Source organism: Agrilactobacillus fermenti, from assembly GCF_021030645.1.
Taxonomy (GTDB): domain Bacteria; phylum Bacillota; class Bacilli; order Lactobacillales; family Lactobacillaceae; genus Agrilactobacillus; species Agrilactobacillus fermenti.
This window is the reverse complement of sequence record NZ_JACGCJ010000009.1, coordinates 35,127-54,321: the sequence shown is the minus strand read 5'-3', so window position 1 is coordinate 54,321 and position 19,195 is coordinate 35,127. Positions and strand designations below refer to the sequence as shown.

General features: G+C 41.0%; 20 protein-coding genes. 16 read left to right on the top strand and 4 right to left on the bottom strand.

The features are described from left to right. Window positions 1-104: 104 nt before the first annotated feature. The 13 genes from metG (at window position 105) to FHQ08_RS04500 (ending at window position 12,898) form a co-directional block, all read left to right on the top strand. Window positions 105-2,114, top strand: a complete 2,010-nt coding sequence (gene metG, locus FHQ08_RS04560; protein WP_230913213.1) for a methionine--tRNA ligase — start codon at window positions 105-107, stop codon at window positions 2,112-2,114. Window position 2,115: 1 nt separating this feature from the next. Next, window positions 2,116-2,889, top strand: coding sequence for a TatD family hydrolase (locus FHQ08_RS04555; protein ID WP_230913212.1), 774 nt, complete (start codon window positions 2,116-2,118; stop codon window positions 2,887-2,889). Between the two features lie 8 nt (window positions 2,890-2,897). Next, window positions 2,898-3,503: a ribonuclease M5 gene (gene rnmV, locus FHQ08_RS04550; protein WP_330166069.1), complete on the top strand. Its 606-nt coding sequence runs from the start codon at window positions 2,898-2,900 to the stop codon at window positions 3,501-3,503. Further along, window positions 3,493-4,389: a 16S rRNA (adenine(1518)-N(6)/adenine(1519)-N(6))-dimethyltransferase RsmA gene (rsmA, locus tag FHQ08_RS04545; RefSeq protein ID WP_230913210.1), complete on the top strand. Its 897-nt coding sequence runs from the start codon at window positions 3,493-3,495 to the stop codon at window positions 4,387-4,389. The genes rnmV and rsmA overlap by 11 nt, the downstream gene beginning before the upstream one ends. A 92-nt stretch (window positions 4,390-4,481) precedes the next feature. Beyond that, on the top strand, window positions 4,482-4,742 hold the full coding sequence (locus FHQ08_RS04540) for a Veg family protein (protein WP_230913209.1): 261 nt from the start codon (window positions 4,482-4,484) through the stop codon (window positions 4,740-4,742). A gap of 194 nt (window positions 4,743-4,936) precedes the next feature. After that, window positions 4,937-5,803 (top strand): 4-(cytidine 5'-diphospho)-2-C-methyl-D-erythritol kinase, encoded by an 867-nt coding sequence (gene ispE / locus FHQ08_RS04535; protein ID WP_230913208.1) that lies wholly within the window; start codon window positions 4,937-4,939, stop codon window positions 5,801-5,803. A gap of 140 nt (window positions 5,804-5,943) precedes the next feature. Continuing rightward, window positions 5,944-6,795 carry a pur operon repressor gene (gene purR / locus FHQ08_RS04530; RefSeq protein ID WP_230913207.1) on the top strand — a complete coding sequence of 284 codons (852 nt, stop codon included), beginning with the start codon at window positions 5,944-5,946 and terminating at the stop codon, window positions 6,793-6,795. 91 nt (window positions 6,796-6,886) lie between these two features. After that, entirely contained in the window at window positions 6,887-8,275 is a 1,389-nt protein-coding gene (glmU, locus tag FHQ08_RS04525) for a bifunctional UDP-N-acetylglucosamine diphosphorylase/glucosamine-1-phosphate N-acetyltransferase GlmU (protein WP_230913206.1), read from the top strand. A 22-nt stretch (window positions 8,276-8,297) separates the two neighbouring features. Beyond that, window positions 8,298-9,281 (top strand): ribose-phosphate diphosphokinase, encoded by a 984-nt coding sequence (locus FHQ08_RS04520; protein ID WP_230913205.1) that lies wholly within the window; start codon window positions 8,298-8,300, stop codon window positions 9,279-9,281. 371 nt (window positions 9,282-9,652) lie between these two features. Next, complete coding sequence (locus FHQ08_RS04515) at window positions 9,653-10,627, top strand: mannose/fructose/sorbose PTS transporter subunit IIA (RefSeq protein WP_230913204.1); 975 nt, start codon at window positions 9,653-9,655, stop codon at window positions 10,625-10,627. 36 nt (window positions 10,628-10,663) lie between these two features. Further along, entirely contained in the window at window positions 10,664-11,473 is an 810-nt protein-coding gene (locus FHQ08_RS04510) for a PTS mannose/fructose/sorbose transporter subunit IIC (RefSeq protein ID WP_230913203.1), read from the top strand. 17 nt (window positions 11,474-11,490) lie between these two features. Continuing rightward, window positions 11,491-12,402, top strand: a complete 912-nt coding sequence (locus tag FHQ08_RS04505; protein ID WP_230913202.1) for a PTS system mannose/fructose/sorbose family transporter subunit IID — start codon at window positions 11,491-11,493, stop codon at window positions 12,400-12,402. A gap of 121 nt (window positions 12,403-12,523) precedes the next feature. Then, on the top strand, window positions 12,524-12,898 hold the full coding sequence (locus FHQ08_RS04500; RefSeq protein WP_230913201.1) for a DUF956 family protein: 375 nt from the start codon (window positions 12,524-12,526) through the stop codon (window positions 12,896-12,898). A 101-nt stretch (window positions 12,899-12,999) separates the two neighbouring features. On the opposite strand, the gene mscL is transcribed toward FHQ08_RS04500, so the two are convergent. Continuing rightward, window positions 13,000-13,434, bottom strand: a complete 435-nt coding sequence (gene mscL, locus FHQ08_RS04495; protein WP_230913200.1) for a large-conductance mechanosensitive channel protein MscL — start codon at window positions 13,432-13,434, stop codon at window positions 13,000-13,002. A gap of 164 nt (window positions 13,435-13,598) precedes the next feature. Here mscL and rlmN point away from each other — a divergent pair, with 164 nt between their 5' ends. Further along, a complete protein-coding gene (rlmN, locus tag FHQ08_RS04490) occupies window positions 13,599-14,669 on the top strand; it encodes a 23S rRNA (adenine(2503)-C(2))-methyltransferase RlmN (protein WP_230913199.1) in 1,071 nt (356 codons plus the stop codon). 179 nt (window positions 14,670-14,848) lie between these two features. Next, entirely contained in the window at window positions 14,849-15,313 is a 465-nt protein-coding gene (locus tag FHQ08_RS04485) for an NUDIX hydrolase (protein ID WP_230913198.1), read from the top strand. A 237-nt stretch (window positions 15,314-15,550) separates the two neighbouring features. On the opposite strand, the gene yidA is transcribed toward FHQ08_RS04485, so the two are convergent. Genes yidA through FHQ08_RS04470 form a run of 3 tightly spaced genes read right to left on the bottom strand, consistent with a single transcriptional unit; the run spans window position 15,551 to window position 18,583 of the window. Next, complete coding sequence (gene yidA, locus FHQ08_RS04480; protein WP_230913197.1) at window positions 15,551-16,363, bottom strand: sugar-phosphatase; 813 nt, start codon at window positions 16,361-16,363, stop codon at window positions 15,551-15,553. 12 nt (window positions 16,364-16,375) lie between these two features. After that, entirely contained in the window at window positions 16,376-17,722 is a 1,347-nt protein-coding gene (locus tag FHQ08_RS04475) for an HD domain-containing protein (protein ID WP_230913196.1), read from the bottom strand. A gap of 9 nt (window positions 17,723-17,731) precedes the next feature. After that, window positions 17,732-18,583 (bottom strand): lipoate--protein ligase family protein, encoded by an 852-nt coding sequence (locus tag FHQ08_RS04470; RefSeq protein ID WP_230913195.1) that lies wholly within the window; start codon window positions 18,581-18,583, stop codon window positions 17,732-17,734. 129 nt (window positions 18,584-18,712) lie between these two features. Here FHQ08_RS04470 and FHQ08_RS04465 point away from each other — a divergent pair, with 129 nt between their 5' ends. After that, window positions 18,713-19,159, top strand: coding sequence for a DUF1934 domain-containing protein (locus FHQ08_RS04465; protein ID WP_230913194.1), 447 nt, complete (start codon window positions 18,713-18,715; stop codon window positions 19,157-19,159). The last annotated feature ends 36 nt before the right edge of the window (window positions 19,160-19,195 follow it).

Here is a 19,195-nt window from a genome sequence, read left to right as displayed (position 1 = left end):
GTGGTCCATACGAATTAGCGGTAAATTATGCTATACTGATAGCATTATTTTCAATTAAATTAAAATATCATAAAAGATAACTAAGATAACTGTGAGGGTTACGCATGAATGAACAAAAACCAACATATTATATTACAACACCAATTTATTATCCTTCAGGTAAACTAACGATTGGTAATTCCTATACCACTATCGCGGCTGACACTTTGGCGCGCTATAAGCGTTTGTCTGGGTATGATGTCTTTTTCTTGACTGGTACGGATGAACATGGTCTAAAAATTGAACAAAAAGCAGAAGCTTTACATACGACACCGCAAGCATACGTCGACGGCATGGCTGCCGATATTCAGAAGCTTTGGAAAATGCTGGATATCTCTAATGATAAGTTTATTCGGACAACAGATGATTACCATGTCAAAGCCGTGCAAAAAATTGTCCAGCGGCTGATCGATCAAGGCGATGTTTATTTAGGTGAATATGAAGGCTGGTATTCAGTATCAGACGAAGAGTATTTTACAGAAACACAACTGGCTGAGGTTTACCGGGACGAGAATGGCAAAGTGATTGGTGGGAAAGCCCCTTCTGGGCACGAAGTCCAATTGGTCAAAGAAGAATCTTATTTCTTCAAGATGAGCAAATATGCGGATCGATTATTAAAATATTATGATGAGCATCCTGAATTCATCCAGCCTGAATCCCGTAAGAATGAAATGATCAATAATTTCATTAAACCTGGGCTCGAAGACTTGGCGATGTCCCGGACGACTTTTGATTGGGGTGTGCCAATTCCAAGCAATTCGAAACACGTGGTTTATGTCTGGGTCGATGCGTTATTAAATTATATTACTGCTTTAGGTTATGGCAGTGATGATGACAGCTTATTCCAACGCTATTGGCCAGCTAACGTCCATTTTGTGGGTAAAGAGATCGTGCGCTTCCATTCGATTTATTGGCCAATCATTTTGATGGCCTTAGATTTATCACTGCCAAAACAAATTTTTGGTCACGGGTGGTTGTTAATGAAAGATGGCAAAATGTCAAAATCTAAGGGCAATGTGGTTTATCCCGAAATGCTAGTGGAACGTTATGGCCTGGATGCTTTACGTTATTATTTGATGCGGGCAATTCCGTTCGGCAACGATGGTGTCTTCACACCGGAAGACTTTGTGAACCGAATCAACTACGATTTAGCTAATGATTTAGGCAACTTATTGAATCGGACCATTGCGATGATCAACAAATATCGCGCTGGTGCAGTGCCTAATTATCAAGCTAACGTCACTGAATTTGATCAGGACCTGCAGGCGACCGCAGAAACAACCATTGCCAACTATATGAAGGCTATGGATGAATTTAAGTTCTCTAATGCTTTGGACACGGTTTGGCAATTGGTTTCCCGTACGAATAAATATATTGATGAAACCCAGCCTTGGGTATTGGCTAAAGACTCGGCTAAAGCAGCCCAATTAGACAGTGTCTTGGCTCACTTAGCCGAATCATTGCGGGTCATTGCCTTGATGATCCAGCCGGTTTTAACACAAGCACCAAAAGAAATTTTCACACAACTAGGCTTAGTGTTTGACGACACTGAGACACAAGAACTGACTTATGGGCGGTTCCCCCAAGATGCTAAGGTTGTTGCTCAAGGTGAACCCATCTTTCCTAGATTAGATGTTGAAACTGAAGTAGCGTACATCAAAACACAGATGGCTAAAGAACAACAGGCTTCTAAGCATGCTGGGACCGATTTTGATCCGAGTGCCACCGAATTGGTCAATCATAAAAAAGAAATCAAATTTGATGACTTTGATAAAGCAGAAATTCGTGTGGCTCAGATTATTCGGGTCGATCGAGTTGCCCATGCAGATAAACTGCTTAAATTTGAATTAGATGCGGGTGATCAAGGTCATCGGCAGATTCTATCAGGTATCGCAGAATATTATCCAAATCCAGATGTTTTAGTCGGTAAACGCGTATTAGCAGTTACCAACTTGAAACCACGGAAATTAAAGGGTGAAGTCAGCCAAGGTATGTTATTGACGTCTGAAAAAGACGGTAAAGTTCAATTGCTGATTTTACCGGACAATCATGAAATTGGAGCCGATGTAGGTTAATATGAAGATTTTTGATTCCCATACGCACTTAAACGATACCCCTTATCAAGGCAAAGAAGCTGACTATATCGCCCATGCGCGTGAATTAAACGTGGTTAAGATGGCGATTGTAGGGTCAGACGCAGCTCTTAACGCTGGGGCCTTAGATTTAGCGGCTAAATTTCCAGAATTATATGCCATTGTTGGTTGGCATCCTGAGTTTGCCAAGGACTATGATCCGGCTGCAGAGACACTTTTGCTGCAGCAATTACAGCAGGAAAAAGTTGTTGCCTTAGGTGAAATTGGCTTGGATTATCATTGGGATACCTCTCCTCGCGATGTGCAGCGCCAGGTTTTTGCCCGCCAGTTAACGTTGGCTGCTCAATTAAACAAACCAGTTTCGATTCACTCCCGAGAAGCTTTTGATGATACTTATGAAATATTAAATGCAAGTAAGGTCCGTGACTTTGGTGGCATCATGCACAGTTTCACCGGAGATGATCATGAAGTCCAACGCTATTTAGCTTTAGGTATGTATATTTCCTTTAGTGGCATGGTTACTTTTAAGAATGCCCCTGAAATTCAAGCCGCAGCTAAAGTGGTGCCCGATGACCGTTTATTAGTGGAAACTGACGCACCTTACCTCACGCCAGCGCCTTATCGCGGCAAACCTAATGAACCGGGTTATACTTATTATGTGGTTCAAAAATTGGCCGAATTACGGGAGACAACACCAGAACACATTGCGGCAGTGACCTATCAAAACGCTTGTCGAATTTTTGGGGTGGCGCCATAATGTCTAAAATCACTAAGATCCAAGAGATTATTATTGTTGAAGGCCGTGATGATACTAAACGCCTGCAGCAATTCGATCCCACCATTGATACGATTGAAACTAATGGATCCGCTATAGATGATGCAACTTTAAAATTGATTGCGGAGGCGCAAAAGCGCCGTGGTATTATTGTTTTTACAGATCCTGATGCGCCAGGTGAAAAAATACGTAAAACAATTTTACAGCGTATTCCTGATGCTAAGCAGGCTTTTTTGCCAGCTTCTTCTGCAGTACCTAAATCCAAAGGGACACTTGGGGTTGAACATGCTTCTAATGCAGCTTTAAAACAGGCACTGATGAATGCTTATCAAACTCAAACAGATGCTAAATATGTGGCGACGATAACGCAAGCGGACTTGATTGAAGCTGGTTTATTAGCTGGTCCGCAGGCAAAGAAACGCCGACTGTTATTAGGCGATGTTTTGAACATTGGTTTAGTGAATGGCAAGCAGCTCCTCAAACGATTAACGGCATTTCAAATTTCTCGTAATCAATTTTTAACGGCGGTAGCACAAGTGAATCAATTACAAGATGATCGACTGCTGAAGCAAAAGGAGCAATCTCATGAGTCATGACGCACCCTTGATCAGTTCAATGAGTGAAACAAAAGCAATTCTACAAAAGCACGGGTTTACGTTTAAGAAGAGTTTGGGGCAAAATTTTTTGACCAATCCTCAATTATTAATGCAAATGGTCAGTGCAGCTGATCTAACTACAAAGGAACAAGTTCTTGAAATTGGGCCCGGGATTGGCGCTCTGACACAGTTATTGGCACATTCAGCTGATAAAGTTGTTGCTTTAGAAATCGATCAACGTTTATTGCCGATTTTAGCAGATACTTTGGCTGCTTATCATAATGTTAAAGTCATGAACCAAGATGTTTTAAAAACTGATTTAGCTGAGCTCGTCCGTGCCAACTTTGATCATGTCGAACCAATCAAAGTTGTGGCTAATTTACCGTACTATATTACGACGCCGATTCTATTTAAATTATTGGCGGCTCCAGTGCCTTTTGCCAAAATTGTGGTCATGATGCAAAAAGAAGTGGCCCAACGCTTGGTGGCCGAACCTGGACATAAAGACTATGGATCCTTATCGGTGGCGATTCAAACAAAGATGACGGCTAAGATCGAGTTTAAAGTACCCAAGACTGCTTTTGTACCCCAGCCTAAAGTGGACTCGGCGATTGTCTCTTTAACACCCTTGGATACGCCGTTGATCCCTGAATCCCAGCAGGCAAGTTTTAATCAATTTGTTTTAGTTGCTTTTAAGCAGCGTCGAAAGCAAATGATCAATAATTTTCTAAATTATTTTGGAAAATCGGATCAACTGCGTGCTGATTTGAGCCGGTATTTCGAGGGAATTGGTATCAAACCAACCGTCCGTGCTGAAGCATTATCATTGGTACAATTGAAGCAGTTATATCAAATTCTATTAAAAAACAACTATCATTTTAATTAGAATTTGTATTTATACTAGCGCTGGCGGCAAACATATGGTAAAATGGTAATCTTTTAAAATTTGTGGTATAATGTCTTTTGAGGGGTGAGTGCATGCCAATTACATTAGCTAGCATTAAGCATAATCTTGATGGCAAAGTTGGACATAATCTAACAGTTGTTGCACAAGCAGGTAGAAAGAAGATCACACGCCGCAAGGGTACATTAAAAGAAACCTATCCTTCCGTATTTGTGGTTGATTTGGATCAAACAGAAAATGCTTTTGAACGTGTTTCGTATAGTTACGCAGATTTGCTAACGAAAACGATCAAAATCAATTTTGATGATGACCAAAGTAAGCAGACAGACGCATAACTCAAACGATAGAACTAAGCACCTTGAATGACATTGTAATTGAATTATTTTTAAATATTAAAAGACTAGACAGAGTTCAACTTTTGTCTAGTCTTTTTTTGGGATCATTTGAAACCGATTTATTTTAGGTAGTGTCCTGTTTGTATTTACGCTATAATGTATGGCAAGAATAATTAAGGAATGTTGGTGAGCCCATGGAAAAAGTTTTTTTGGCACCGGCAAAACTGAATTTATCAATCGATATATTGGGCCGCGTAACGACCAATATATTCAAATGGTCGATGGTCGTGACCTCGTTGAATCTTTTTGATTATATCCATCTGACGCCACGTCAAGACGATCAGATCGTCGTAACCACAGACAAGAATTATCTGCCAAAAGATCATCGTAACTTGGCCTATCAAGCAGCACGTATTTTGCAGCGTAAATACCAAATCAAACAAGGCGTTTCAATTTTTATTGAGAAACATATTCCGGTAGCTGCTGGCCTTGGTGGTGGCAGTAGTGATGCAGCGGCTATTTTACGTGGGTTAAACCAGCTTTGGCGGTTAAATCTTTCAGAACAATATTTGGCTGATTTAAGTTTGGCTTTAGATGAGGATGTGCCCTATTGTGTATTTTCACGTTTAGCCCATGTTTCTGGGCAGGGCAATATTGTGCGTCCTTTACAAACCGACTTGAAATTATATTATGTTGTTGTGAAACCTGATTTTTCAGTTTCAACACGGCATATTTTACGTGGCCTTGATCTTCAGAAACTAGGATATCGGCCTGATACAAGACAACTTATCAAAGCTCTAAAGGAAAATAATTATCCGTTGCTTACAGCTCAAGTACGCAATGTGTTAGAGACGACAACTGGTCAGCAACACCCTGAAATTGGCTATTTGAAGCAAAAGTTACTACAGTTTGGTGCGGATGCCGCCGGTATGTCAGGCAGCGGTCCGACAGTTTTCGGTTTATGCCATAGTTATAGCCGAGCGAAACATATATTTAACAGCATGCGAGGATTTTGTGAGCAAGTCTATTTATTGCGGCCTTACCAATTAACTAACGACTGAAGACATTGTAGAAACCGAACAATGTCTTTTATTATTTTAAATTTTGCTAGGAATTTGCGGACTAAACACGTATAATGTATACGGTCATTTTATTGATGCGTAGATATATTTCAATCGTTTTGTTGCAAAGGAGATTTAGTATGAAAGTACGTAGAAGCAATCGTGTCATTGAAATGACACGATACTTGTTAGAACGCCCCCATACCTTGGTGCCCTTGACTTTTTTCTCAGAGGCTTTTGACTCAGCTAAGTCATCAATTAGTGAAGACTTGACGATTATTCGAAATACCTTTGCAAAACAAGGCACGGGTATTCTGGAGACTGTGCCAGGAGCTGCTGGTGGTGTGCGCTACATTCCAACGGTGGACCAATCAACGGCTGAGCAGTTTTTGAATGAAATGAGTACGCGTATTTCAGCGCCAGAGCGGGTTTTACCCGGTGGTTACGTTTATTTATCTGACTTGCTAGGTGAGCCAGAAGTTTTACGACAAGTTGGCCGTTTAGTTGCAAGTCAATATGCAAAAAAACAGGTTGATGTGGTCATGACTATTGCGACAAAGGGGATCCCAATTGCTCAAAGTGTGGCTTATTACTTGAATAAGCCATTTGTGATCGTTCGCCGTGACTCTAAGATTACTGAGGGCTCGACGGTCAGTGTGAACTATGTCTCTGGTTCTTCCAAACGGGTCGAAAAAATGGAACTCTCTAAACGCAGTTTGCAAAAAGGAGCCCATGTTTTAATTGTCGATGATTTTATGAAAGGCGGCGGCACGATTTCTGGCATGGTCAGCATGGTCAAGGAATTTGAAGCTGAATTAGCGGGCATTGCTGTCTTTGGTGAAAGTAAATTTGAGGGTGAACGCGCCGTACCAGCGTATACTTCATTGATTCGCATTGATAGCTTGGATGCAATCAATAATCAAATCAAAGCAGTTCCCGGTAGTTATATGACTCAAACTGATTTTAACGTACTTGATGCGGCTCACAGTTAGATACATTATTGAGAAGTCACTGATTTTAAGGTAAAATAGTGACAGCAATTATGGATTTTTGCGGTACGCAAGTGAAGGGAAGAAATAGGTAATGCCTGATAGATTTACGATCATTTTGGCAGCTGGCCAAGGCACACGGATGAAGTCTGATCTTTATAAGGTCTTACATCCGGTTTGTGGTAAGCCAATGGTTGATCATGTACTGACCCAAGTAGAAATGATAGAGCCAACTGAAGTTGTTACGATTATCGGTCATGGTGCCCAAAAGGTAGAAGCTGTTCTGGGTGATCGGACTCAATATGCGTTTCAAGAAGCACAGTTGGGGACTGGACATGCAGTTTTGCAAGCAGAACAAATTCTTGGTGATAGGACCGGAGTTACTTTAGTGGTTAGTGGGGATACCCCTTTATTTACAGCAGAAACATTCAAGAAGCTGTTCCAGTTTCATGAGGAAAAGCATGCACAGGCAACCGTGCTAACAGCTTTAGCACCTGATCCAACTGGCTATGGCCGTATTGTGCGTAATGAGTTAGGTAACGTTGAACGCATCGTCGAACAAAAAGATGCCAACAGTCAGGAAGCAGATATCCATGAAATCAGCACTGGGGTATTTTGTTTCGATAATCAAACACTTTTCAAGGCATTACATCAAGTGAAAAATGAAAATGCGCAGCATGAATATTATTTACCCGATGTAATTGAGATCATTCGCCATCAAGGTGGCGTTGTATCAGCATACCAAATGGCTGAATTTGAAGAGTCAATGGGCGTTAACGATCGCGTTGCTCTTTCTAAAGCAACTAAGATTATGCAGCAGCGGATCAACGAGGCACATATGCGTGACGGGGTAACGATCATTGACCCAGCAAGTACATATATCGATAGCGATATTACGATTGGCCGGGATAGTGTGATCGAGCCAGGTGTGCAATTGCAGGGACACACAACAATCGGTGCCCATTGCGTGATTGGTGCCCATTCTAAAATTGTAGATTCAACGATCGAGGATCAGGTTACAGTAACTGCCTCAACAATTGAACAATCCATCATGCATCAAGGTAGTGATATTGGGCCAAATAGTCATTTACGGCCACAATCTGAAGTTGGTGCAGCGGCACATATTGGTAATTTTTGCGAATTGAAGAAGGCTTCTATTGGCGCTCGGACTAAGGTGGGGCATCTATCTTATGTTGGTGACGCAACTTTGGGTAGTGATATTAATGTTGGCTGCGGTGTGGTTTTTGTCAATTATGATGGCGTGCAAAAATTCCATACCACAGTAGGTGACCATGCCTTTCTGGGGAGTAACTCAAATATCATTGCACCAGTCCATATCGCTGATCATTCTTTCATTGCTGCTGGTTCGACGATTACGAATGATATTCCGAAACATGCCATGGCAATTGCCCGTTCACGACAAACTAATAAAGAAGACTACTGGCGTAAATTGCCATTAGCAAACAGTGAAGACTGGAAATAGAACGTTGAATTTGGAGGCCATAATGACAACTGAACAAGCAACCCGACATGATTTGAGATTATTTGCACTTAATTCCAACTTCCCATTGGCACAGAAAATCGCTGATGCTGTGGGCGTTCCACTTGGAAAATCTTCTGTAGACCGTTTCAGTGACGGTGAGATTCAAATCAATATTGATGAAAGTATTCGCGGCTGTGATGTTTTTTTAATTCAATCCACATCTAAACCAGTAAATGATAATTTAATGGAATTATTGATCATGATTGATGCATTACGTCGTGCTTCAGCACATAGTGTCAATCTCGTGATCCCTTACTATGGCTATGCGCGTCAAGACCGCAAAGCCAAGCCAAGAGAACCGATTACGGCAAAATTAGTTGCCAACATGCTGCAAAAAGCTGGGGCGGACCGTATTTTGACGATCGATCTACATGCTGCTCAAATCCAAGGCTTCTTTGATATTCCGGTGGATCACTTAATGGGTGCGCCTTTGATTGCGGATTACTTTTTGCGCAATGGTTTAGAAAAAGATGCTGTTGTTGTATCTCCAGATCATGGTGGGGTTACACGGGCACGTCAGCTTGCTAAATTCTTAAAAACACCTTTGGCAATTATTGACAAACGCCGGCCAAAAGCTAATGTGGCTGAGATTATGAATATTATTGGTCATGTCCAAGGCAAACGCTGCATTATTATCGATGATATGATCGATACAGCTGGGACAATCACGCTAGCTGCTCAAGCTTTGAAAGATGCTGGCGCAACGGAAGTATACGCTAGTTGTACGCATCCTGTTTTATCAGGACCTGCCATTCAACGTATTTCTGATTCAGCTATTTCCAAATTAGTCGTCACAGATACGATTCAAATGCCACCAGAAAAAATGATCGACAAAATGGAACAGATTTCTGTGGGGGAATTGATGGGAACGGCTATTAAACGGATCTACAATAATCAACCGGTTAGTCCATTATTCCAAACACGGTTTAAAGGGACCAACTTATAAAAGACGATTCTATATAGTTAATATGTAAATTTTAGTAAAAGTCAGGTGTTTTAAGCCTGACTTTATTTTTTTAATTTTCATATCAAAATTTAATATAAATAATGGAGATAACTTTTTCATTTCCATCTTGCGACCAGTGACCCAATTAAGTTTTAAAAAAATAGCCGTTATAGAATCAATTGGTACATACCCTTTCATGAAAACGCGTAGCAACAAGAGTAAAAGCCCTTGCAAAATGATGGAAATGTGAGTATATTCAAAGGTAGTGATGCACTTAATCATATACTTTCATATTATTGCTATTATTACTATTTTGATAAGACAATATAATATTGAGTCATCGCTCACAAATTACTTAGGAGGCGACAAATATGGTAGGAATCGTCCTTGCAAGCCATGGGAAGTTTGCTGAAGGCATCTTGCAATCCGGTCAAATGATTTTTGGCGAGCAAGAAAAAGTCGAAGCAGTCACCTTTATGCCTAATGAAGGCCCAGATGACTTGCGTGCACACCTCGAAGCGGCTATTGCCAAATTCGATCCTGAGGATGAGGTCCTGTTTTTGATTGATTTATGGGGTGGCTCTCCATTCAATCAAGCAAATGGTCTTTTTGAAGCACATAAAGACAAGTGGGCTATCGTTACCGGATTGAACTTACCAATGCTGATTGAAGCATATGGGTCACGTTTAACCATGGATTCTGCACAAGAAATTGCAGCGCACTTAGTTAGCGCTGGTCGGGATGGCATCAAACCAAGACCAGAATCTCTTGAACCAAAGGAGACTGAAGCTGCTGCTGAACCTGCTGGACCTATTAGTGCCGGGGCACCAGGTAGGATGCAATATGTTTTAGCTCGGGTTGATTCACGGTTGTTGCACGGTCAAGTTGCGACTGCCTGGACCAAGGAAACAGGCCCAACACGGATCATCGTTGTTTCAGATGCAGTTGCGAAAGATGAGTTACGTAAAAATTTGATTACGCAGGCGGCACCTCCTGGTGTTAAGGCTCACGTTGTCCCTGTTGATCAAATGATCAAGTTAGCTAAAGACGATCAGCATTTTGGGGGTCAAAAGGCTTTACTATTATTCGAAACACCACAGGATGCCTTACGTGCCGTTGAAGGTGGCGTGCCACTGAAATCTATCAATGTAGGTTCAATGGCCCATTCACCTGGCAAAGTTCAGCCGAATAAGGTACTTGCTTTTGACCAAAACGATATTGATACCTTTAACAAATTGAAGGCTGACGGTGTCAGCTTTGATGTCCGTAAAGTACCGAATGATTCGAAGGGTAATATGGACGATATTTTGAAGAAGGCACAAGAAGAACTTAATCGTCAAAAGTAGCACTTATTGTTCGAAGGAAAAGGAGGAATAACGATTATGGATTTAAATTTAATTCAAATGATCCTAGTAGCCATCGTGGCGTTTTTAGCCGGTATGGAAGGGATCTTGGATGAGTTCCAATTTCATCAACCCTTAATTGCGTGTACGTTGATCGGTTTGGTGACCGGGGACTTAGTACCATGCTTGATTCTAGGTGGTTCATTACAAATGATCGCACTAGGCTGGGCTAATATTGGTGCCGCCGTTGCCCCTGATGCTGCCTTAGCATCTGTCGCATCTGCTATTATTCTTGTTTTAGGCGGTCAAGGTAAGGCTGGTGTAACCTCTGCCATTGCCATTGCCGTACCTTTAGCTGTCGCCGGGTTACTATTAACGATTATTGCCCGTACATTAGCAACTGGTATTGTTCATATCATGGATAGTGCTGCTAAAGAAGGGAACATTGCCAAAGTTGATTTATGGCATATTATCGCCATCATCATGCAGGGCTTACGTATTGCTATTCCAGCCGTTTTGATTTTGGCTATTGGTGCCGGCCCTGTAAGACATTTACTTGGTATGATGCCTGCTTGGTTAACTGATGGGTTAGCCGTTGGTGGTGGCATGGTTGTTGCCGTAGGTTATGCTATGGTTATCAACATGATGGCAACACGTGAAGTTTGGCCATTCTTTGCCATTGGTTTCGTCTTAGCAACCATCAAAGAACTCACATTGATCGGCTTAGGTGCCATTGGTATTTCTCTAGCGTTGATTTACTTAGCCCTTTCGAAACAAAGCGGTTCAGGTAATGGCGGTAAGAGTTCTGGTACCGGTGATCCTGTCGGCGATATCATAGATGATTACTAAGAAGGAGGCGAATAAAAATGGCAAATGAAGTTAAATTATCAAAAAGAGATCGTATCTCCGTTTTCTTACGTTCAACCTTTATTCAAGGGTCATGGAACTACGAACGTATGCAAAATGGTGGCTGGGCTTTCTCAATGATTCCAGCCATCAAGAAATTATATAAAACTAAAGAAGACCGGGCAGCTGCTTTAACACGGCATCTGGAATTCTTTAATACGCATCCTTACTTGGCTTCACCTGTACTAGGGGTTACATTAGCCCTTGAAGAAGATCGGGCTAATGGCGCACCAGTTGACGATGTTGCCATCCAAGGTGTGAAAGTTGGTATGATGGGACCGTTAGCCGGTATTGGGGATCCAGTATTCTGGTTCACGGTACGGCCAATTTTAGGGGCCTTAGGGGCTTCAATGGCTTTATCCGGGAATATTCTTGGACCAATCATTTACTTTGTTGCTTGGAACATTATTCGGATGGCCTTCATGTGGTATACGCAAGAATTTGGTTATCGAGCAGGTTCTCGTATTACGGAAGATATGTCCGGTGGATTGTTACAGGACGTTACGAAGACAGCTTCTATTTTAGGTATGTTTATCCTAGGATCGCTGGTCAACCGTTGGGTAGCGGTGAAATTTACGCCGATTGTCTCAACGGTTAAACTAGACAGCAAAGCTTACATTCATTGGGATAAATTGCCGCAAGGTGCTCAAGGAATCAAGGAAGCTTTGGTGCAGCAGCATGATGGCTTATCCTTGACAGCCCATAAGATAACGACTTTACAGGATAACTTAGATAGTTTGATTCCTGGCCTCGCTGGGTTATTGTTAACATTATTCTGTATGTGGTTATTGAAGAAGAAAGTTTCACCAATTGTTATTATTCTTGGTTTATTCGTTGTTGGTGTTGTCTTCCACGTCATTGGGTTGATGTAAAATTTAATTAGAAAAGTTAAGAGGATCGACGCATATTTTTACGACGTCGGTCCTTTTGCTTATCCCAAGTAAACGCCGTATAATTATTATGAGTATTTGATGATATAAAGTGAGGAAAATAATGGTTCAGTCAATTAATACAAAAGTCGATTTGGTAACAAATGCAACTTCTTATCTTGGACTAACTGACTATGGCAAAATTATGATTGGTGATCGAGGCTTCGAATTTTTCAATGATCGCAGTGCTAGAAATAATATTCAAATTCCTTGGACAGAAGTCGATTACGTGGTTGCATCAATTATGTTTAAAGGTAAGTGGATCCCGCGTTATGCCATTCAGACAAAACGAAACGGGACCTATTCGTTCGCTTCTAAAGATCCTAAGAAAGTGTTGCGTACAATTCGCAAGTATATTCCGGCAGATCACATCGTCCGCTCATTAGGTTTTTTCGATGTAATCAAACGCGGACTGCATATTCATGGTAAAAATGGTTAATTAGAGTAATAAGGACAAATTTAAGCACGACTGATTATTAAAAAAGAGATTTAGAGACCAGTTTTCTGGCTTCTAAATCTCTTTTTAAGATAGCAATGTCGTTACTTTAAAGGTGACTCATCTTTTGGACTTGTTGTTGTCGCTTGATGAACTTGTTGATCTTTCAATAAGTCCCGAATTTCTTTAAGATAAGTTTCTTCAGCAGTGGGTTTTTCCGGTTCAGCTTCATCGGCTTCTTTGCGACTGGTCAACTCATTAAGTTTATTGATACTTTTAACGATCAAGAAAATAATGAAAGCAATGATAATGAAGTTGATAATGTCGTTAATAAAATTACCCACTTTAAAAACAGCCGGGCCAACTTTAAATTCGAGAAAAGAAAAATTGATCTTACCAACGAATAAACCTAAAAGGGGATTGATCAGATTTTTAGTCAAAGAAGTGACGATTTGATTGAATGCTGCCCCAATAATAACTGCTACGGCAAGGTCGATGACATTACCACGCATGATAAATTCTTTAAACTCTCTTAACATAATTATCCTCCTGATTAATCGTGTTTATAAGTTAAGTATAAGGAAACGCCGGAATCTTGTGAAGTAAATTATCTAATTCCCCTATTGTAAGTTGATACAATTTCTTTTATAGTTAGGCCATATCTTAATTTGTGTAACATTAAACAATACATCGGAGGCAAACATTGAAGGCATCAATTTATGATTTTACTAAAACACAGTTAACAGAATGGTTAGTCGATCAGGGACAAAAGAAGTATCGTGGGCAACAGATCTGGGATTGGCTTTATAAAAAGCATGTCCGTGGCTTTGCGGAAATGAGCAATCTACCTAGTGACTTAGTGGCTAATTTGACTGAAAATTTTTCATTTAGTCCATTAAAACCCCTGGTTGTGCAACAAGCCAGCGATAAGACAACTAAATATTTATTTCAGTTAGAAGACGGCTTGATGATTGAGACGGTTTTGATGTATATGGAATATGGCTTGTCTGTATGTGTGACGTCACAGGTAGGCTGTAATATTGGCTGTACGTTCTGTGCCAGTGGCCTGATTCGGAAACAACGCGATCTTACCGCGGGTGAAATTGTCGCTCAGATCATGCAGGTGCAACATAACCTAGATGACCAAGGTAAGGGTGAACGCGTGGGCCATGTGGTCGTTATGGGTATCGGTGAACCTTTTGATAATTTTGATAACGTAATGAATTTTATTGATGTGATCAAAGATCAATCTGGTTTAGCAATTGGCGCTCGACATATCACTGTTTCAACATCCGGATTAGCTAATAAAATCAAAGAATTCGCTGACCGGGATATGCAAGTGAATCTTGCGATTTCCTTACATGCACCTAACAACGATTTGCGCAGTCGCATCATGCGGATCAATCGGACTTGGCCTTTAGAAAAATTATTTGATGCCATCAATTATTATATTGATAAAACCAATCGCCGCGTTACATTTGAATATATTATGTTAAATGATGTCAATGACCATGTGGCTGAAGCGAAGCAATTGGTCACTTTGTTGCGGCCACTGAAAAAATTAGCTTATGTTAATTTGATTCCTTATAATCCAGTCAGTGAACACGGCCAATATGCCCGTAGTTCAAAAAAAGCCATCGCGCGTTTCTATGATACTCTGATGCAAGGCGGAATCAATTGTGTGGTACGTAAGGAACATGGAACTGACATCGATGCCGCTTGTGGTCAATTACGTAGTAATGAAATGAAAAAACGCCAAAAAATTGCTCGTTAATAAACAGAGTGTGACAAAAAGCGGTCAGCGGCCGAGCACTAACAAGAATCACGACAAATGGCGGTTTTGCCATTTGAGTGATTCGTCGTTAGGAGAGGACGTTGCTTTTTGGAACACGTTTAAGCAGCAGAAGACAAAAAGCGGTCACTAATAAGAATAACTGGAGGGTGATGAGATAGATGTACGGATTTCAAAGTGAAGATGAAGTTGTTTTTGGCTTCAAAGATCCCGCTCTAGACTATAAAACTCGAATTGGCAGTTATATTATTATTCCCAATCAAGAACTGTCACGCATGCTGTTAGTTACAGCGCCTAATGGGGCATTATTATTACCTGGTGGTGAGATGGAAGCTGATGAGGATCAGTTTCAGACTTTAAAGCGAGAGTTGGTTGAAGAAGCTGGTTTTGAAGTGAAAGATCTGTCTTATCTTGGCCGCTCAAGTGAGTATTTCTACTCACATTTTCGTCAGCAAGCTTATTATAATCCTGGCTATTTCTTTGCAGCACTTGGTTTTGAAAAGATCCAAGATCCACTGGAAGACTTTAACAATCTAATTTGGGTACCCATTGCTCAGGGGTTGCGGGCGTTAAAACGACCGACACATCGTTGGGCGGTTAAGAATTGGTTAAAAACATTGGCTTAGAATTAATAAATTCGTAAATGTTTCCTCACAAATTATTCACAAATTCAGACTAAACTATGTTTTGTAAGTTAAGAATTGTTGTTTATTATTTTTTACTTCCTCCCAAAAAAGTAATTTGTAATATTCCTCCCAAGATATTATGAACTAAAAAAGCTGACACCCACAAAGTGCCAGCTTTTTTGGTTCATAAAGATAAGTTTTAAGTGTGTTCGCGAAGTTGAATTGACATGTCTTTGATTAAAGCACGTATTGTTCAATGGCTTGGCCCACGCCAGAGTCGTTGTTGCTAGTTGTATGAATGTTAGCGATGTCTTTAACTTGATGAACGGCATTAGCCATGGCGACTTTGTGGGCGGCATAGGTCAGCATACTTAAATCGTTGCGTTCGTCACCAATGGCCATAACTTGATCCGCAGTGACATGCAAATAATCCGCGAGTTCTGCTAAAGCTTTGCCCTTGCTCACTTCTTTATTCATGACCTCTAAGAAATAAGGGGTGGAATTTACGATGTAATATTGATCGCGTAATGTCTGCGGAATCTTTGAGGCTGCAGCACTGATCAGTTCTGGCAGATCAATCATCATGATTTTGGAAAAACGTTTATCGGCTGAGAATTCCGTCAAGTGGCGGTAGTGCAGTGTTAAATTAACTAAAGCACTTTCCGCAACCGTGTAGGGGCTGATATCTCGATTAGGGGTATACATTTTTTCTTTATCTTCGGCATGAATATGAATGCCCAGGTCTGTGGCCAGATCAGCGAAGGTTTGAAAAGTTGATAGCGGCAGCGTGTGTTCTAAAATAGTTGCATCAGTCTGGTTTTCTTGAATTAAGGCACCATTAAATGTGATGGTGTAGCGTTTTTTGGTCCATAGACCTAATTGTCGTAGGTAGGGTTTTAAACCTGCTAATGGCCGGCCACTGGCAAGTACAACATGGACGCCAGCGGCATCAGCGGCTTGAATGGCTTGAATATTTCTTTTGGAGATCAAGCGGTGATCATCTAGTAAAGTCCCATCCATATCGATGGCAACAATTTTTATATCTGACATAAGTAAACTCCTTTATTTGAGGGCGTTATTGCTGACATGTTGCTTGAATTCATCGTAAACTGGTGTGAAGATTTGAAGATCATCTGGATGTAACATTTCCCGGGGAAAGTAAAAGCGGCGGTCGCCTGTTGTACGACCAGCAATGGCATGAACGATTGGGCTTAAAGTAGATAGTTCATTTAAGCTACCATCTTCTTGCATGATCTCGATTTGAGGTTTGGCACGATTGTTATTGTTGGCTGGATCATAGGCGTCATAGGGTTCATCAAAGCTGTCATTGATTGCGGTATAATATTCAGGTTCAAATCCAGCCGCCTCAACTAAATCTCGCATTTTGGGTAAAATAGTTTCTGTTTCTGGTGTAAAGGCAATCGATTTGAGTGGTTTACGATCCAGAAAACGAATGGATAAGTCTTTCAAGATACTGTCGGGATTATCGAGCCAATAGGTGAAATAAGTATTCAAGACACCGTCATCTAATTTAAGATAATCATCCGTGCCAAAGTTTTGTTCAAAAAAAGGGACCAATAAAGTTGGTACTTGAATGTGATGGCTGCCCTTATCTTCATAAAGAAATTTTGCCCGCTGCAGCAGGTGGGTCAAAACGACCTCCATACCTCGAGAAACCGGGTGAAAATAAACCTGCTGATACATTTGAAAGCGGCAGACGATATAATCTTCAACGGCATGCATCCCATTCGCTTGAAAGGCAATGCCTTTTTCATAAGGGCGCATCACCCGCAAAATACGGGTCACGTCAAATAAGCCGTATTTTGTGCCCGTGTGGTAAGCATCACGAAGCAAGTAGTCCATGCGATCGGCGTCAATTTGACTGGAGATCATTTGAACGACTTGAGGATTGGGGTATGTTTTTTGGATCACACTAGCAACTTTTTCAGGAAAGTCCGCATCAACTTGACGGAGCACTTGATTCACTTCGGTTTCTGGAGAAGTGATGATCTTAACAGTCCAGGCTTCATGATTCGTACCGAAGATACGTTCGAAAGTATGAGAATAAGGGCCATGGCCAATGTCATGGAGTAAGGCGGCACAAAGGGCAACTAGACGCTCATGATCATTCCACAGACCATCGCCAGGTTGTTGGGAAGGATAGTTGCGGACAAAGTTATCACAAATTTGCCGAGTTAATTCATAGACACCCAGCGAGTGGGTAAAGCGTGAATGCTCCGCACCGTGAAAGGTGAATGACGAAGTTCCAAGCTGTTTGATTCGACGTAAACGTTGAAATTCACGTGTGCCAATCAAATCTAAAATCACTTGATAAGCGACATGAATGTAATTATGAACGGGATCACGAAAAACTTTCTCCCGGGGGAGTAATTTGGCAGTATAGTTCATACTAAGCTCCTAACTAAATTTATGGGCTAAATCTTTTTGATTGCGTTGTTCTAAATTACGTAAAGCATTTTGGTAAAAGGCTTGATATTCAGGCTCAGTTTGAATTGTTTGAAACGCTAAAGTTTGGTCTAGAAGCTGCGCTTGCGACATCACTTGAAGTAGTTCCGCTTTGACACCTTCAACCTGTAAATCTCGAGATAATAAGGTGTCCATGTTAGCCATGACTTTTGGATCCACATCAGGGAAGTGCCATTTACTGGTTTGACCTTGAAGGCCAGCGATATAAAAATCGCGCAAAGTTTGGCTGCGCCGCTCTTGATCACCATTTACACTCAAATATAACATGACGGCCACGCCGTTATGCACGCGACGTTGAGAAATACCGCCAAATTTTTGACCATGAATGCTCAGATCAAATGTACCCGGACAATAAGAACGTGTAATTTCCCGAACTTCGATTGGTAGATCTTCAGTATCATATGTAGCTTTGACCCAATCCACCATCTGTTGATAGGCCGCGTCAATACTGACAGTTTTAAAATTGGGCAAGAAAAGGCTGACATTTAAAATACCAGCATCACTTGCTACGGCTAGGCCGCCAGAGTTGCGGACAAAATAGTGATAACCTGCTTGTTCAAGCGTCGATATGGCGTCGGCAAAATGGGGTAGCTTGACGTCCATCATGCCCAATATAATGGTATTGGTCAATGTCCAAAAATGAATGATTGGCTGATTGAATTGGTCACAATATTGTAATAATGCATTTGTGTCTGCAAAACTTGCCAAGTTCTCGCTAGGCGCATAAAAAGTATCTGCCACTATGAATCGATTTTGGCTAAAATAGTCATTAAGTAGTTTCATTAATTTGCCTCATTATTATAGTAAGATATACTTATCATTATAGCTTAAAATAAGAAGATACTTAAACCCAATGTTTGTCATTGATCCGGTGGCAACATATAATAATATTGTTGAAAGGGCGTGTTGATTATGGATTTAACAAGTGCGATTCCAATTGAGATCCATTTACAAACAAAGGTGGCACAGGAAGGGGAGACCACCCAACATGTTTTTGATGAGCCGGGCCAGTTGGTTCAAATTGGGGAGACGTTATACTTTCGTTATTCTGAAGTAGACCCAGACACGGGTGCAAAAACACCGGTAATGATCAAAGTCATGCCGAATGGAGACGTCCAATTGTCACGCTTATCGCGTCAAGACGGTATTAATTTAAAACTGTTCTTTAGTTTGGGCAATCGCATGATTGCGCGTTATCAAACACCATATGGCGTTATTCCAGTGGAAACAGTGACACCTAAGTTACATTTTCGGATCAAAGATCGGCCGGTTTCTGGAGAGTTGTATATTGAATACCAATTATTTGCTGGGAAACAACATATTGGAAATTACCAATTACAATTGCTTTTTACTGCTTGAAGCGTTACTATTAAAGACAGACTGTTGAAAGGACGT